The sequence below is a fragment of the Putridiphycobacter roseus genome (assembly GCF_003234935.1).
Taxonomy (GTDB): Bacteria; Bacteroidota; Bacteroidia; order Flavobacteriales_D; family Crocinitomicaceae; genus Putridiphycobacter; species Putridiphycobacter roseus.
The window spans coordinates 1-16,963 of the sequence record NZ_QKSB01000015.1 but is presented as its reverse complement, the minus strand read 5'-3'; the positions used below and the strand labels follow the sequence as shown (position 1 = coordinate 16,963).

Sequence of the window (16,963 nt, the reverse complement as noted above, 5' to 3'; positions counted from 1 at the left end):
TTACTTGTTATTAAAGGTTTAGTTTAAAATAAACATTTGTAAACCGTTATACAGACAAATATAATAAACAATCTCAAAAAAATTAATGGTGTCGCTTTTATTTGCTGCTTTTTAGTTTGATTGTCTGTGGATTAACTTAGGGTGCTTACAAAGGTAGGGTGGGACAGTAATTAGACTTTACTTTTTGTGGATAGGCCAAAAAAGATGACGTTTGAATAAAATTAGGCATTTATGCCGAACAGCTTAGCTGTAATTTTTATTTTTTGTTAGCATATGTTTTTAATCATTATAAAAGACATTTTTTAATTTGTCTCCGCGACTAGTTAGAGAATCATCAAAATATCGATTCTCAAGCAGGAATGATCTGTTTTTTTTGTCATCAGTATATACACTTTGTTCTAGATTATCAGCGTCTATTTTATTGTCGTTTTTAGTTAATTTTATTTCTTCAATTTCTTTTCCACTTAGTGTAAGAGTAATTTGGGGTACCCCATTTTTGAGTCCATAAGAGACAAGAGTGTCATTCAAAAAGGAATCTAGGTTTTCTTGATAGTATTCTGTATATTCAAAATCAATTGAATCCAGAACGGTTGTTTTTCGCAAATGATATTCAAACCTTTTGGGGTGTTCAGAATTAACTTGTTCTAGTTTCAGAATTAATTTATCCTCTGCTGTTTTTTCCAATTCTAATGTCATATCAAAGCTCCAACTGTCTCGTCCCATTAAATAAAAACCCTCCTTCTTTACAAAAAATGCTTGTGCTGTAAGATCGTTTGACATATTGCTGAAATACATTTCAGAGGTTTCTTTATCTATATTCATTCTATACAGTTCCATGAATAATGAGTCGTTTGAAAAGTAAAAGTAAGTTTCGAAATCTGGTTCGGGTTCACCTAACACTTTTTCTACAATCCACAATGAAGAGGCCGCAGGATAAAACTTCTCTTCTTCTTTAAGATCTTTCTTCTTAATTTCATTTGCGCAAGAAATTAAAAGTAATATAATAAGTATAGGGTTTAACTTTTTCATTAATATATGCTATCGTTTGAATAAAATTAGGCATTTATGCCGAGTTGGGTAGCAGTTAATTTTATTTGTTGTTGTAGTGTCGTTTTTTATCTTTCTTTCAGCCAAACAATATCTTTTTTAGGTTTTTAGCTTTTGCTATTTTAATTCCGTTCCACTACTAAATATGAATTTTGGTATTGTCTTTTTCAAGATACTTGAAGTCAAAATCATTGTGAAATTAAATCCAATAGTCAGTGGCTTTTCTCTACTTCTGTCTGTGTGAATTTTCTTTTTTCTCAAAACTGCTTTATAATTGGTTTTCTTGGAAGCCATTTTTTGCATAAAGTATTACTTAATTTTATCGCGAATACTGATGAAAATATTATCAACTTCTTGAATAGAGTTGTTATCAAAATTCCCTTTATCAATTTTTATTTTTCCTCTGGTTTTTAATATCAAACAATAATGTTTAGATGTTATTAATATATCTTCGATATCCACTATCCTGTATTGTTGAATTCCTCTAAAATTTGCAAAGTTCAATTGGATCATTTGTTCATTTACTTTCAAAAAACCATTTCTGTAAAATGACCAATACCTATAGATCCAAATTAAGCCGCCAATCCACCATACGTATGGAAGTATACTCTGAAGCCCCGCGTTTCGCCAGCCTAGGAAACCAGTTAAGACAAACAGAATGCCTACTGCTAATAGCAAATTTTTCCTTCTGAATTCAAATTCTCTTTCCATAGCATCTAGGTAATGCACTACAACAACCGAGTAAAGCACAGAAACTGCAAATCACCAAGATTGTTGTTATTTATAGTGTTTAATAGTGCCTTAACCGTTTTTTAAGCATTTGTTACTTGTTATTAAAGGTTTAGTTTAAAACAAACATTTGTAAACAGTTAAGCAGACAAATATAATAAACTATCTCAAAAAAAATAATGGCGTCGCTTTTATTTGCTGCTTTTTAGTTTGATTGTCTGTGGATTAACTTAGGGGGGTTACAAGGGTAGGTAGGGTAATTAGAGTTTACTTTTTGTGGATAGTCCAAAAAAGATGGTAGGATGGCGGTAAGAAATCGTTGTGCATTTCAGAGCACAAACCTATCAGCCCGTAAAACCGTTCATTAAGTGTTATGTAATTGAAGTTTAGCACCTTTTGTGCAATGTTTTTACAGCGTGTTGGCAACTGGCGATTTTTGATAATATAATTTGTCATCATCAATTATTCTCCAAATTTTAAGCAATTTAGTTTTAAGTACTGATTCTTGAGGGTTCTCAATAATTGTCCAAGATAAAACTGTACAATTATCGTCAATTTTTACAATCGGTTCTTTAGACCTAGCTATTTGTAAAATAGCATTTCTCTCGCAAATATTTTTATCAAATTTAGGTTTATCCGAATTTGTAAAGACAAATATTACTAATACAACTAAAGGTATATACCAATATTTTTGTCGACTTGAAAAACTGCTCAGAATAAATATGGTCGTTTTTGCAAAAATAAACATTAAACTTAACGTTATTGGTATGATTGTATCATATCTCAGGACATAAGGTCTATAGCTTCGATATCCACCAAGCGGCAATAGTATTATATAGATCAGAGCAAAAAAGCCAATCCATTTGAATATATTCAAAAGTTTTTTGCCTTCTGGAGTCCTAATTTTATAGCGAATAATTAATGTGTTAATGGTTAATGTTAAAAATAAAATAGGAAATCCTAATTTCTGGGTAAACGAATAATATATTCCTTCTGGTAATCTTGAATACAAAACAGACAACGGTATTTTATTGCTTAAATCAATTGAATTGTAACTCCCAAGGAATAAGGAATACAATGAGAAAATACATATCGGTATCAAATAAAAATAATTTTCATTGGGTATGTTTTGAATTGCTAATTTTATTTTGGTAAATCTATTTTTAATAGCTGAGTTGTTTAAATTTTTAGTGAAATAATATGTAAATATTAATAGACTAACCACTAACGATATCCCTGGATTTAAAGGACCGCTTAAACTAGATATCAAAGCCAGTGGAATCCATAAATATTTTAAGTATTTCATTCTTTTTAATTCTAAACCATAAAAATGTTTTAAAAAAAGTGGAATAAAATATATAAGAACAAAAATAGTTGGTAGTGCATAGAAAAAGGTATATGTAGTTGATGGGTCAATAATACCCATATAACTCCTATAACCGTTTGTCTGAAACAATGGCGTTATTAAAATTGCTGCCACTAAAAAATCGAATTTTAAAATCCCTCCTGCGATTAAGAGAGAAAGTAAAAATATGATTATAACCTGAATCATTGTCTTGGCTAATGCACATGATAAGTAAGCACTATTAATTGGACTTGTAAAATTTTGAATAAATAACGGAACATTATTGAAATATTCATAAAAACTCCAATGGCAAAAAAATCTATTCGGATTAGGATATGTGTTATGCTCTTTAAAAATTTTCAATCCCAATGGACTAGCAAGAATTGGTTTTACATCATCAGCAGGAACAATCCCTCCTGCCATATCACCATCAAAAGGGGTATGATAATTCTGTAAGAATGTATATCCAATATCAGCTAATAATAATGTTATTAGTAATAATGCAAGTACTTTTTTTATCATAGTTATTCTGTTGTTAGATGGTTCTTTTCGCTTGCACCTAACGGTTTGAATAAATTTCTATTTGCATTGCTTAGAAGAATGTAATTAGATGCCCGCCAAAGCATTGGTTAGCCAAATTAGTCATTTTTATTATACTAAACTTTGTTTTGGTGTACATTTCAGATAACTAATACATTTGATTGTAAATGTATATTGAATTTAGTTTTTGTTACCGACAGTTTTTATTATTTCTTGTACCTGTAATCACTTATTATCTTGTTTTCGATTTTAAAGTCTGAATATGCTAAATTCCATTTCGTGTCTTTTGGTTTGGGATCTTTTGGTTTTCGCATATCATTATTTCCAATTTGAAAGATTACATTTTCCGTTTCCCATGTTATCAAGTTCCAATAAGTAATCCATGCTTGCAAAGGATGAGTCTGTTCGTAGGATTCATCCTTTCCAGGGGCCCCAAATTTATCATTAAGTTCGTTTACCAACTCATTTTTTTGAGTCTCATTCAAATACGAAACTGTAATATTTAAAACAATGTTATTTAAAAGAGTCAAAGCAATAGCAGAGTCTGTTTTTAATTGCCAAATAGCAATCGGTAGTCCTTCATAACTTACAGGGAGTTTGTCATAATTTTCATTATCCCACCCGTCAAGGTAGTTCGGAAAGTATAGATCGCCCATTTTTTTAAATATGGCTGTATCCACCATTTGGCCTATTTTATATCCCTCAACTTCTAACTCACCGGGGTAATTGTATTTCTGAGTACAAGCTGTTAAGAATATAGAACTACAAACTATTAATGCTAAAATATTTCTCATTACATTTTTTTATTCTGGCCAACAACCGAGTAAAGCACATCAACTGAAAATCACCAAGATTGTTGTTATTTATATTGTTTAATAGTTCCTTAACCGTTTTTAAGCATTTGTTACTTGTTATTAAATGTTTAGTTTAAAACAAACATTTGTAAACAGTTATGCAGACAAATATAATAAACAATCTCAAAAAAAATAATGGCGTCGCTTTTATTTGCTGCTTTTTAGTTTGATTGTCTGTGGATTAACTTAGGGAGCTTACAAGGGTAGGGAGGGAGGGTAATTAGAGTTTACTTTTTGTGGATAGGCCAACGCCTGACTAAATTTCTGTTTGCATTACTAGCACAATGTAATTAGATAACCGCCAAGGCATTGTTTAGCTAAACTAGTCATTTTTATTATTCTAAACTATGTTTTGGTGTACTTTTCAGAGAAGTAAACTGCTCATTAGTAATGCATATTGAATTTAGTTTTTGTTAACTACTGCTTTCTGTACCATGGTTTTAATTAGAACTGTGGTTCCGTTCTGGTTTAGCTTTTTTTTTTCAACTTTACTTAATAATTATGAATTGTTTTTTACCAACTTGTTCAGCAGACTAATTTCTTCATACGCATCTCTTTCAAGTACATTCCTCCTGCAGTATGAGCTCATTCTTCCAATCTTTTTTGAAATTGTATTGGAAGCTGATATCAAATATGTTTCACCAAGTTCGTAGTTTATACCGCAATTACCAGTAGATGTATATATTTTAACGACAGACTTTTCAGAAGACAATGAATAATTAGTTTTTACTTCCAAAGTATAAACACGCATAGTTCTTAGATGTTTTCTTTTGTACCCCTTTTTAATGATTTCTTTCTCAATTTTCAAGACCTTACCTAAAAATATTTCATTGCTAGATTTTGAAAACATGGCGGAGTCAATTTTCATTTGTCTATCACGACATGAACATGCATAAATACTACTGGTAGCAAATAACAGATATACGAATAAGATTGATTTGAATACATTTTTCATAGGCATGTACTTTAATTAATATGTTTGAGAAGCAAAGTAGGTAACCACTAATCCCAAATAGTTCATAACGCTTGACAATATTTCTGTTTGCATTAGCGCACAAATGTAAATAGATAACCACCAAGCCATTGTTTAGCTAATCTAGTTTTTTTTATTTTAAAACATGGCCACGTTCTGTGCTACCTTGGCTACATTCCCTTGTAAATTTTGGGTTACTGTGGTTTTTTCACCCCCTTACAAATCTTCTTCCGCTTGTAGTTAACAACCGAGTAAAGCACATAAACTGCAAATCACCAAGATTGTTATTATTGACTATATTTAATAGCGCTTTAACCGTTTTTAAGCATTTGATACTTGTTATTAAATGTTTAGTTTAAAACAAACATTTATAAACAGTTATGCAGACAAATATAATAAACAATCTCAAAAAAATTAATGGCGCCGCTTTTATTTGCTGCTTTTTAGTTTGATTGTCTGTGGATTAACTTAGCGTGCTTACAAGAGTAGGGAGGGACAGTAATTAGACTTTACTTTTTGAGGATAGTCCAAAAAAGATGACGTTTGAATAAAATTAGGCATTTATGCCGAGCTGCGTAGCTGTAATTTTTATTTTTTGTTATGCTTTTGTTTTTTATATGTTGCGAATAATAGTCTAATTTTCATTAAAACAACAATTAATATTGGGATAACTGCAATCACTCCTATTGAAAATTTGAAAAGGCCCAAGTTCTCTTTATAAACAATAAAAGCACATGAGATTAATAATGAAAAATCAATAATAAATGGAATCCAATTTACATTATTTATAAATCTTCTAAACCCAATTCTATCTAAAATTAAATCGAATAAAATTGAGAACAAGAAAAATATCCCATTGAATATTAAAAATAAAGAGCATGCATATGCTAACGATTTTTGCTTATACGCAATTAGCCAAATAAAAATAAAAGCAACCCATATTTTTAGATAGGATTTCCAACTTCTTATTTCTGTTTCAGGTTCTATTTTATGGTTTAGTTTGGAACACATTATTTAAAAATATTTTTAAATTTTGTCCATAGACCACTATTGCTTTGTTCTTTTTCCGTAGAATTCCAATTGGCAGCTTTGTAAAGAGCATCAAAACTACTTGACAATTCAATATAGTCGTTACTCCATTTATTAGCAATTGCCAACTCTTGAAATGTACTCGTTGGTAAAAATTGAATTTTAAGCTTTTCTAGTGTTTTGAAACTAAGTTTTTCTAGTTTTTGAATGTCAGATGATAACTCAAATTTCAGTTTTAACGGGTCAGTAATTTCTGAAAAACCTACTATGGTATCTTCATTAATTTTAGCTTCAATAAGCTTAGTTACCCCTACTAAAGCCATAAAATATTCATGGAATGGTATTTTTTTCATAAAGTATGCAAAGACTTCTACATCACATGATTTATTAATCTCAGAAAGTACTTTTTCGGTATATTCTTCTGAAGTTTTTTTATCTGTTATTAATTGAATATCTTGAATGAAGCTATTTATTTTATTCCACTCTGTATCATTAATGGACCTTCTTTCATTGTTGACGAATTTTAAAAACCCATCAATGTCTCCACCATAATAATTATATGTATCGATTTTATCCTTGGTTATCATTATTTCTTTATGATGTTATATTTTTTCATAGCATCCTTAATAAAAAATGCTCCTTGGTCACCAAGATTTGGAACATACACAACTCCATGAAAAAGCACATTAAATGTTGCATAAATTTCTTCTGCGAAATCGCATAATTCATCTATTATATCATAGTTGTAACTGATTGATTAGGTTGTGATTAGTTTATTTGTTCTTCTGTAACAGATTGTAATTCTTCTATTTTATAAGAAACGTATTTTTCCATAATTCCAACTTTAGGACTCAACTTAGCCTTTACTTTTTCGTTTCGTTTATTGATAACCTTGCTCAGAACGTTTTTGTATTGTGGTTCATTTTTTAAGTCAAGATATAGTATTTGTCTATTAAATTTATTTTCAACTGTTATACCTACGATTTCATTCCAGCTAATCTCTTCAAGTTCCGCTGGGTTATTAATCGTTATACCTCTTTCTGCAATGATTACACTAGGTCGATTCTTAGAATTATTAAAAATTTGCCAAAAACCATAAAGTCCAATAGGTAATAATAATAAAACAGATATCCATTCATTTCCACCTAAACTTGTCAATGAAATAAGATATATTATCGTTCCGAAAATTGGAAAAAATAAAAACATCTTAATAATTTCTGTCTTCCTAAACTTAGGATCTGTATAATATTCTTGATTCATTCTATTTATATTAATTACAACAACCGAGTAAAACCCATAAACTGCAAATCACCAAAATTGTTGTTATTTATATTGTTTAATAGTGCTTTAACCGTTTTTTAAGCATTTATCATTCGTTTTTAAAGGTTTAGTTTAAAATAAACATTTGTAAACAGTTAAGCAGACAAATATAATAAACTATCTCAAAAAAAATAATGGCGTCGCTTTTATTTGCTGCTTTTTAGTTTGATTGTCTGTGGATTAACTTAGGGTGCTTACAAGAGTAGGGAGGGAGGGTAATTAGAGTTTACTTTTTGTGGATAGTCCAAAAAAAATAGGTCGCCATAGGTATAGCGGTGTGAACGATAACAACGTCAGGTCATGAAAATAAAAGATGGAACTAAAAAGTTTAGATTGTTTTATGATCATAGACCGGTAATCCTAAATTATGAGCTTGAAAAAAAAGTGATGTAGGTATAATCTTATTGCTTAACTTCGTTTTAGAAAAATATGCCATTGCTATGAAAAAGGTAAGTATCAAGACTATCATAAACGCGCCAATTGAAAAAGTATGGGAAGTGTTGACAAATATTAAAGCTTATTCCGACTGGAATCCTTTTGTATACGATATATCGGCTGATCAAACAGTACCTGATGTGGGTTGCCAAATGTTATTTTCAGTTAGTTTTAGCAATGGAAGAAAAACAAAATCTAAAGAGTTGGTGACGACCTTCAATTCGCCGCAAAAAACGGATAATAATACCGCAGCGTGGGCTTATCGTTTTGATGGGTTTATACATCATATTTACATGACTCGAGCTGTCCGAACGCAAAAACTAAAAGTATTGTCTGATGGTACTACTGAATATTCTTCTGAAGAAATTTTCACTGGCTGGGGCACATCATTTATCCCCTTAAAACAAGTGCAAAAAGGATTCGCGTTACAAGCTAATGCTTTGAAAGAGGTATGTGAACTGTAAGCAAAGAATCCTTAAAGTGTATTTTCACAATTTACTTTTGGTCTTTTAATACCAAAACGTTGCATTAAGTCTTAATTTTAGCTGCAGTTAGATTAAAAAACTTGACTATTTCAGGCATAAAACTCTCCAATGATGGGTATTTATCTCTATTGTTATCATATCGTTCTAATTCCTTTACTAACTCATCAGTCCATAAAAAACTACTGCTTAACTGCTCATTCAATTCATTTTTGATTGTTGCTTTGTCATAATTATGGTCCTTCATATATTTAATAACTGAAGCTCTCACCAAAGCTTCATCATACATAGTTTTCCAATTACCATATGCTTGTTTATTCATTTCATCTTTTACTTTTTCAAAAATGATAGTCCCGCTTTCTTGAAGTTCAGCATGATATTTCTCTACAAGATGATTTACAAATGAATGATTAAATTCGTGTAAAAGTGTTGGGAAATATTCCTCTATTTCATAAGTAGGCATGCTTAAACTATCAACACTCCAGGTGCCCATTATCGCATATATTACTTCATTACCATTTTGGGAAAAGATTTTTGGGCCATAATTTGCACCACCATTTCCCAATCCATTTATTATGCTAAACGCTCCTTTAGGCTTTGCGCCATAAAAATTTTGATACCATGCCACGTCTAAATTTTGATATACTTTTTTAAATCTGTTGGAGGCAGTTGTGTAAAGTGCTTTATTTTTATTAAAAAAAGTTTCACAGTCGGTTTCTATGTAAAATTCATTTAACAGTTTTATAAATTTTATTGCGCTTTCTTTTTCCCAGGGTTCCTCAAGTGACTTGTAAGGAAATGGGTTTAGTAATGGTGCTAAATTTGGTGGGTCAGTGATGTGAATAGCCATACTCATCACTGCACTAAAACCAATTCCGTCTTCCAATAATTCATCCTTTACATACTCAATTAAATCGTGACTTTTAAATTCCTCAAAATGATTTTCTATGCTTTCGACATACTTTGGAAAAAGGTTTTGACTATATTCATGGCTACCTGCAAGTCTAAAAACAATGCTTAATAATTCTACACGTATATCTACCTTAGGTGCTTTTAAAATGGTTTCTTTTTTTTCGTTTCCCCTTTCTTGAGAATAAGTACTTAAAGTGATTAAAATAAAAAATAGTCCTATTATTTGTTTCATTTAATATATCTGTATTGTTTATCCTCAGGGATGTAAAACGTCTCTGCTATATTTCTGTTTGCATTACTTAGTACAATTTAATTAGATATCTACCAAGACGTTGATTAGCTAAACTAGTTATTATAATTATTCTAAACCATGTTTTGGTATCACTTTCAGAGAAGTAAAATGTTTCTCAGAAAAAGCAAATTGAACACAGGTTTTGTCAGTTACTACTTTCTCAATTATGGTTTTAAATAGTATCTGTAATCCTATTTTTAGGTGTTTTAGGCGCAGTCATCAAACCCAACGCACCTTACAATCTTAATTAGTGGGGTACAGGTACTGAATCACCTTTAAATTCAACTTTTATTAATTTAAAAGATATAATTGTTCCATCATATAATGTTAAATGTTGTTGTACGAAACCATATTCTGAGTGATATAAAAAGTTGTTTTTACTTTCTCCGAGAGTTGAATGATTAGCTATTGCATTAATGCGCCAGCAACTATCCAACACGACATCTCCGTAATTGTAATCTTCATTTTTTACAACTGTATAATCTGACTTTACAGTCCCTTTAAAATTGTCCCAGCCTAGCATGATTTCCAAAGAAGAGTGCCAATTACCACCAATATTTAATGAATCTAATTCTACGCATGGAAAAGGCGCAACTTCGGTATAAACATATTGATTATCTCGAAAAGGATGAATCCAAAGCTCTTTACTCGATTCAATAGCACCAGTGCTGCTTTTCTTAGTCCACCAAACGGAGAAGTCCTCTCCTTTTTTCTTGTATATTTTTTTATACTTTTCAAACTTTTTACGCCTTGCGTTTATCGGGTTTACGAAATGAATAAAATTGCTATCCGTATTGTAATGAATATAAAATTTTGTTTGTGTTTTCTGAACCCATGGTTCACCAGTTGGCTGAACGACTATGTTTTCCGTAGTTAAAGTGTCTCCATCTTTTTGCACAAATATAGCTTCATAAGTGTAAGTTTTGTTTTTGTTATAAACTATCAGAGCGTCATTCATTTCTTGACTGAAGGACAAGTTATAAAATGTGCAAATACTGATTATGACAATAAACGGTCTTGGCAATTTTATTTCTTTAAAAGCTATCATAAGTTGTTTTTTTACTTTATTGAATACGATACAGGAATTTACACCCTTATCGTCGCTTGAGCTTAACGTTTGCGTAAACAGTCGTTTAAATGCTGTTTTGCATGTTGTTATAGCCGTTAATTTTGAATTGTAAATTCACCTTTCTTATTAATATAGCCCGTTTTTTCGTCACTAGTTACAAGAGCGAATCCATTAGAGAATGAAAAACCAGACTTATATATTATTGGTATAGTTAATTCGCCTTTTTCATTTAAATATCCAATTTTACGATTTAATTGCACCATAAACATACCGTCACTATAGGTGTATACCCATTCGTAAATAGGTTCCACAATATATTCTCCAATTATCGATATAACTCCATATTTACCACCCAGTTCAACTACAGAAAAACCGCCTTTAAAAGGATATATTCTATCAAATTTTGGTTCTATTTTAATATATCCAGATGTATCAATCATACCCCATTTACCATTTGATTTAATTGTAGCCATTCCTTCTCTAAAATTTCCCGCAATATCAAATTTAGGTTTGATGACTAGTTGACCCAAACTATCAATAAAACCATATTTTCCAGCAATATTCACCAGTGCTAAACCTTCGTTAATACTACCAAGTTCTTTATAAATAGGATGGACTTGATAACTGCCAGTTTTGGTTATAAACCCACACTTACTGTCGATTTTAACCCATGCAAGTCCATTTGAAAATGACTCTACTTTATCATAAATTGCAGGAATTACCAGCGTGCCTTTGTTGTCAATAAAGTCAAATTTGTCCCCAATTTCTATCCATGCTAGTCCTTCACTAAATGGAGCAGCAAAACTATATATTGGTTGAATAATTATCTGACCTTGTTTATCAATGAAACCGTATTTATCGTTGAGTACTCTGATTCCATTTCTTTCCGTAGGGTTTGAAAATTTAACCCTCGATAAACCATCACTAAAATCTTCTGCAAGTTGAAATTCAGGCTTAATTGCAATCTCCCCATTTTCATTAATAAAGCCATACTTACCATTCTTCCTTATTTTCGACAATCCTTCTTGGAAATGAGATATGTCTTCAAACTCTGGATTAATTATGAATTGTCCCTCTTCATTAATTAGTCCATATTTACCGTTTACTTTTACTCGCGCAATTCCTCCTTTAAATAATCCGATTCGATCAAATTTCGGTTCAATTATCACTTCTCCTTTTAGGTTAACTAGTCCATATTTCAAAGTACCGTTGATTTCTTTTTGAAATGGGTATAATTTCTTCAATTCCTCCTTGGTTTGAGAAAAGCCCAAAGTTGAATTCAATAAAAAACAGGAGAAAATTAAAATTACTTTTATTGTATTCATATAATTATTTGTTGGCTACGTTAGTGTAAGCTTAGTTGCGTGAATTAAGCGAGTAAGTAAAGTAAAACCAAGCAATTAATTATACACGGTGTTGGCAACTGGCTTTATCCATTCAATTTCTTATTTAGATAACTTATTCTGAATATTATCAGGATCGTTTTCTAATCGTTCTTTAAGAAAGTCTTGGTAAGTATAATTGGTGTTATCACTTTTTTCACGGTAATGCATAAACGATTCCCAATATGTAATTCCCGGAAGTGCTGGATAAGTTTTCATTATTGGTAACACATTTAGATTTGCGTCAATTCCGTAATGTTGTTTTGAATAAGATAGATGATATAAAATATTATTTTCAATATCTTCCCAAATAAATTCTGAAGGTAAATTGTCCATTTTATCTTTCTCACTACTAAATCCAGTATAATTAGGATTCCCTAATTTTTCTTTGAGCGTTTTGAGTAGTTCTTCAGATTGTTTAGTAACTGAAATATCTAATTGATATCTTGTTATGATACTATCCTGAATATTAAAATATACAACAGCTTTGTTTTCATAGTTGGCTTTTGGATTCTCACCAGAAAGATTTATTTGATTAAAAATCAATATTTTATCAGAACCTGTAGATGCATATTTATTATCACCATTAGTTACTCCATTATCATATGTTGCTAATTTTATATCTTTTGGAATTATATCCGAAACTTTATCTTGATTCAGTATGATTTTAGCTAAATCAAAATCAGATTGAGATTGGCAACCTTGTAATAAGGTGAATGATAAAAGTATACCTAGCATTATTTTCATTTTCTTAATTTTTAAAATTAGTCATTCCGTTTTTTTTAGCTTGTTGCTAACAACCGAGTAAAACACACAAACCCCAAATCACCAAGATTGTTGTTGTCGTCTTGTTTAACTGTGCTTTAACCGTTTTTAAGCATTTGTCACTCGTTTTTAAATGTTTAGTTTAAAATAAACATTGGTAAACAGTTATGCAGACAAATATAATAAACAATCTCAAAAAAATTAATGGCGTCGCTTTTATTTGCTGCTTTTTAGTTTGATTGTCTGCGGATTAAGCCGTTTGAGACTTTCTGATTTTATTAAATTATAGTTATTATGCATTGGATAGATCTTTTTTCAATTTGTCGACTAAAAGTGAATCTTATCTAATTCATCCTTTAGAAGTTTAAATTCTTTTTTCATATTTGGCTTTATAATTAAAGGAAATAATATTGGGAATAATATTTTGATGAAACCTTTAGGAGTAAGCGTAAGAGATAAATGAATTTTAGTTTGATTATCTTTTGAGTCTAGATCCCAAGAAATATCTGCAAAAACACCTTTTCCTTCAATAGTTTTGTATCTAATTCTTTTGTTATTTACAAGTTCAACGAACTCTAAGACCATTTTTCCTGTTTGACCATCTTCTTCAAACCTTGAACCTAATTTCACCGGTTCTTCAGTCAGAAGTTGAGCACTTTTAATAGATAATATCCAATCTCCTCTTTTCTTTACGTCTGTTGCGTAATTAAAAGTTTCTGTTAATGAGGTAGATGTGTAAAATATATTTTGATAATTATACTTCATTATTTAATTTTAATATAAAGTGAACTTTTTAGAAACTATTTAATTATAGCAATATTATTGCACTTTAGAATAGTCAATTTTACCATATTTCCCTTTTTTATATTCATTGAAAGCAAGATGAATTTCATCTTCATTATTCATAATAAAAGGGCCATGAGCTATCATTGGTTCATTATAAGGTTCTCCAGCTATAAACAGAAAATCCAACTCTTCTTCACCTTTATTTGTGAGGGTGATGTTTTTTCCAAAATCAGAAAGTTCAGCTATTTCTAATGGTGCTACATTAATATTATTGTCAATGCTAAGATTTCCCTTTATGGTATACACACCATATTGCCATGTATCCTTAGCTAATAGCTGAGTAGATTTTCCCGCAGCCAATTTTATGTGGTAAATACATTGACCTAAAAAAGTTGGGATAATGGACTTACTATTTTTGTAATCGCCCAATAATACGCGTAGTAATCCTGCTTCGTTTGGTAATTGTATTTCGGAAATATCTTCGCTTTGTACGGCTAAATAATCAGGGTTTTCGGCTTTGTTTTTGGCAGGTAAATTCAGCCAAAATTGGAAAGCATGAAATTTCCCTCCTTTTTCTTGCAAATTCAAAGGAGCAAACTCATCATGGGTGATTCCGTTTCCAGAATTCATCCATTGAATACCTCCACTATAAACAATTCCTTCCCCACCATTGCTGTCAAGGTGATGAACGCCACCTTCGATTACGTAAGTAAATGTTGCAATTCCTCTGTGTGGATGCTCAAAACTACCATCTGGTAATTCTGCCGGTTTAGGGTCGTGTGTTTTTTCAACAACATGGTCCAAAAAAACAACTGAACCTATGGCATTAAATTTTGGGTTGGGCAAACTTCTAACTAGTGCTGTCGCGCCAACCATTTCGTTTCTGCCTTTGTATATTTTCGCTTTTAAAGTGCTCATTTTTTAAGTTTTTTATTTAATCTCTTCTTTCCCATTGCTGTGCAAGGCAAACCTTCCTTTATCTCTTGGATGAGCTACTTCTCTTTGTTTCCATGGCCATCCACCAAATTGAGTTTTGCCGAACGCTTTCATGGTTTCTCTTATTTCTTCCTGCGTATTCATCACAAAAGGGCCGTGTTGTACTACGGGTTCACCAATAGGGTTTCCCTCTAGAATTAAAAAATAAGAATCGGAAGCTCCATTTTTGATTAAGATATCTTCTCCTGCTAATGCCTCAATTGTCTGTTTAGCATCTATTTTAACTCCCTCAATTTCTATTGTTTCTCCTTTGTAATAAAAGATAGATCGATTCGCATTTGAGTTAGTTTTCGGTAGCGTCCATTCGGCATTTACTTCCATTTTCACAGTATAAACTCCAACTGCATTTTCTGTTCGCGCTGCCCAAGAGTTTGGTGTTGCATCTAGCGACTTAACTGAATGGATTCGACCTGCAATTACTTCAACTGTCGTTATTTTATTTGCAGAATCTTTATGGTTAATTACAGGAATATCTTCATTCCACAGCATTTTAAAATGTGGCTCTACCATTTTAGAATAACTGGGGAGGTTCAACCAAACTTGAAAAATTTCAAGCGGATTGTCTTTGTTTTCATTCAATAAAGGAAACATTTCTGAGTGTTGAACACCTTTTCCAGCCGTCATCCACTGAACATCACCTGCCATAAAACGGCCTGCTGCTCCTAATGAATCGGTATGATCAACAACGCCTTCTTTATTAATTGTAATGGTTTCAAAACCTCTGTGTGGATGATACGGAAAACCAGGAATACTTGATCCATGGTACATTCTCCAATTTTCATTTACACTAAAGTCTTGACCTATATTTCTTCCTTTTAATAGGTCACTATCCACTCCCATTTGCGAATTTCCTTTTGGATATTCATCTCTGTGGTAGGCGCAGAACAAAAATGGGTCTTGAGTTTTCCAAGGAAATCCCAAGGCTTCTATTTTTAAAATTTTATTCATGATTTTTTGTTTTGTGGTAAAATACATTTGATACAGCGAGTATTGCTAAGAAAACCAGAGGCGCTGCAGCCGTTGAAACAGGGTCACCGGCATTTAAATGAGCTATAAAAGCAGATATAAATACAATGCCAAATCCAGCATAAGCCCATTCTTTTATTTTTGTTGGAATTAGTGGAATAATTAGAACCAAAGCGCCAATAATTTTGAACATACCCAACTCTTTAACAAAGAAACTAGGAAACCCTAATCTACTCATTTCAATTATAACTTCAGCATTCGTAAAATAGTTGATTGCACTAAGAATCATCATTAAACTGATAATTACTGTTGTGATCCAAAAGATTATTTTATTTTTTTTCATTTCATTTTTTTTAAATGTTTCAGCAAAGATACCTATATTAGCTTTCTAAAAGATAGTAGTTACCTAAAGGTTAGTGATTAATTGTTTATGAAAAAATCAAATCCAACAGATTGTTCTTCTGCAATAATACCGGTCCGAGATGCATTGGATGTTATTAGCGGTAAATGGAAAATTCTGATATTAATCTCTATTACGCACGGTAATAAGCGATTTACGGAAATCCAAAAAAGTGTTCCTAAAATTACGGCAAAGGTGCTTTCAAAAGAATTAAAAGACCTTGAAGAACACTTGTTAATAGAAAGAAAAATTATTGATGATTATCCTGTTAGGATTGAATATTCTGCTACTCCGCATTCTCAAACCTTGTCTAAACTTGTTAAAGAATTACAAGATTGGGGGGTAAAGCACAGAGCAAAAATTATTGGAAAGTAGATTTAATACACTTATATTATTGCTAACGTTTGACTAAATTTCTGTGTGCATTACTTAGCACAATGTAATTAGGTAACCGCCAAGGCATTGTTTAGCTAAACTAGTCATTTTTATTATTCTAAACTATGTTTTGGCGTACTTTTCAGATAACTAAACTGCTCTATAGTAAATGCATATTGAATTTAGTTTTCCTAAGCTTGTAATAAATTATATTTATAATATTATTAACAGGACAGAACAGGGGAATAAGACCATGTTAGGTTTAG

17 protein-coding genes are annotated in these 16,963 nt (G+C 31.2%); 2 read left to right on the top strand and 15 right to left on the bottom strand.

The genetic code is table 11. From position 1 onward, the window contains the following. Positions 1 to 279: 279 nt before the first annotated feature. From DNU06_RS15835 to DNU06_RS15795, 7 genes are all read right to left on the bottom strand, one after another. Positions 280 to 1,029 carry a hypothetical protein gene (locus DNU06_RS15835; protein WP_111064479.1) on the bottom strand — a complete coding sequence of 250 codons (750 nt, stop codon included), beginning with the start codon at positions 1,027 to 1,029 and terminating at the stop codon, positions 280 to 282. A 327-nt stretch (positions 1,030 to 1,356) separates the two neighbouring features. Further along, complete coding sequence (locus DNU06_RS15825; protein ID WP_146239278.1) at positions 1,357 to 1,758, bottom strand: hypothetical protein; 402 nt, start codon at positions 1,756 to 1,758, stop codon at positions 1,357 to 1,359. A 427-nt stretch (positions 1,759 to 2,185) separates the two neighbouring features. Further along, entirely contained in the window at positions 2,186 to 3,643 is a 1,458-nt protein-coding gene (locus DNU06_RS15820) for a hypothetical protein (RefSeq protein ID WP_111064476.1), read from the bottom strand. A 224-nt stretch (positions 3,644 to 3,867) separates the two neighbouring features. Then, positions 3,868 to 4,455 carry a hypothetical protein gene (locus DNU06_RS15815; RefSeq protein WP_111064475.1) on the bottom strand — a complete coding sequence of 196 codons (588 nt, stop codon included), beginning with the start codon at positions 4,453 to 4,455 and terminating at the stop codon, positions 3,868 to 3,870. Between the two features lie 559 nt (positions 4,456 to 5,014). Beyond that, positions 5,015 to 5,470: a hypothetical protein gene (locus DNU06_RS15810; RefSeq protein WP_146239277.1), complete on the bottom strand. Its 456-nt coding sequence runs from the start codon at positions 5,468 to 5,470 to the stop codon at positions 5,015 to 5,017. A 1,028-nt stretch (positions 5,471 to 6,498) separates the two neighbouring features. Beyond that, positions 6,499 to 7,104, bottom strand: coding sequence for a hypothetical protein (locus DNU06_RS15800; RefSeq protein ID WP_111064472.1), 606 nt, complete (start codon positions 7,102 to 7,104; stop codon positions 6,499 to 6,501). 181 nt (positions 7,105 to 7,285) lie between these two features. Beyond that, positions 7,286 to 7,777 carry an STM3941 family protein gene (locus DNU06_RS15795; protein ID WP_111064471.1) on the bottom strand — a complete coding sequence of 164 codons (492 nt, stop codon included), beginning with the start codon at positions 7,775 to 7,777 and terminating at the stop codon, positions 7,286 to 7,288. A 500-nt stretch (positions 7,778 to 8,277) separates the two neighbouring features. Between DNU06_RS15795 and DNU06_RS15790 the strand changes: the two genes are divergently transcribed. Next, on the top strand, positions 8,278 to 8,736 hold the full coding sequence (locus tag DNU06_RS15790) for an SRPBCC domain-containing protein (RefSeq protein ID WP_111064470.1): 459 nt from the start codon (positions 8,278 to 8,280) through the stop codon (positions 8,734 to 8,736). 64 nt (positions 8,737 to 8,800) lie between these two features. Here DNU06_RS15790 and DNU06_RS15785 read toward each other — a convergent pair whose 3' ends face one another. The 8 genes from DNU06_RS15785 to DNU06_RS15750 form a co-directional block, all read right to left on the bottom strand. Then, positions 8,801 to 9,898 (bottom strand): DUF4932 domain-containing protein, encoded by a 1,098-nt coding sequence (locus DNU06_RS15785; RefSeq protein ID WP_111064469.1) that lies wholly within the window; start codon positions 9,896 to 9,898, stop codon positions 8,801 to 8,803. Between the two features lie 307 nt (positions 9,899 to 10,205). Then, positions 10,206 to 11,006: a hypothetical protein gene (locus DNU06_RS15780; protein WP_146239276.1), complete on the bottom strand. Its 801-nt coding sequence runs from the start codon at positions 11,004 to 11,006 to the stop codon at positions 10,206 to 10,208. A gap of 116 nt (positions 11,007 to 11,122) precedes the next feature. Continuing rightward, positions 11,123 to 12,352, bottom strand: a complete 1,230-nt coding sequence (locus tag DNU06_RS15775; protein WP_111064467.1) for a WG repeat-containing protein — start codon at positions 12,350 to 12,352, stop codon at positions 11,123 to 11,125. Positions 12,353 to 12,472: 120 nt separating this feature from the next. Continuing rightward, a complete protein-coding gene (locus DNU06_RS15770) occupies positions 12,473 to 13,156 on the bottom strand; it encodes a hypothetical protein (RefSeq protein ID WP_111064466.1) in 684 nt (227 codons plus the stop codon). Positions 13,157 to 13,501: 345 nt separating this feature from the next. Further along, positions 13,502 to 13,939 (bottom strand): SRPBCC domain-containing protein, encoded by a 438-nt coding sequence (locus tag DNU06_RS15765; protein WP_111064465.1) that lies wholly within the window; start codon positions 13,937 to 13,939, stop codon positions 13,502 to 13,504. Positions 13,940 to 13,993: 54 nt separating this feature from the next. After that, entirely contained in the window at positions 13,994 to 14,878 is an 885-nt protein-coding gene (locus DNU06_RS15760; RefSeq protein ID WP_111064464.1) for a pirin family protein, read from the bottom strand. Positions 14,879 to 14,890: 12 nt separating this feature from the next. Beyond that, the gene (locus DNU06_RS15755) at positions 14,891 to 15,904 is read right to left on the bottom strand and encodes a pirin family protein (protein ID WP_111064520.1); all 1,014 of its coding nucleotides are present in this window, start codon (positions 15,902 to 15,904) and stop codon (positions 14,891 to 14,893) included. Continuing rightward, on the bottom strand, positions 15,897 to 16,265 hold the full coding sequence (locus DNU06_RS15750) for a DoxX family protein (protein ID WP_111064463.1): 369 nt from the start codon (positions 16,263 to 16,265) through the stop codon (positions 15,897 to 15,899). The genes DNU06_RS15755 and DNU06_RS15750 overlap by 8 nt, the downstream gene beginning before the upstream one ends. An 87-nt stretch (positions 16,266 to 16,352) precedes the next feature. Here DNU06_RS15750 and DNU06_RS15745 point away from each other — a divergent pair, with 87 nt between their 5' ends. Further along, entirely contained in the window at positions 16,353 to 16,697 is a 345-nt protein-coding gene (locus tag DNU06_RS15745) for a winged helix-turn-helix transcriptional regulator (protein WP_111064462.1), read from the top strand. The last annotated feature ends 266 nt before the right edge of the window (positions 16,698 to 16,963 follow it).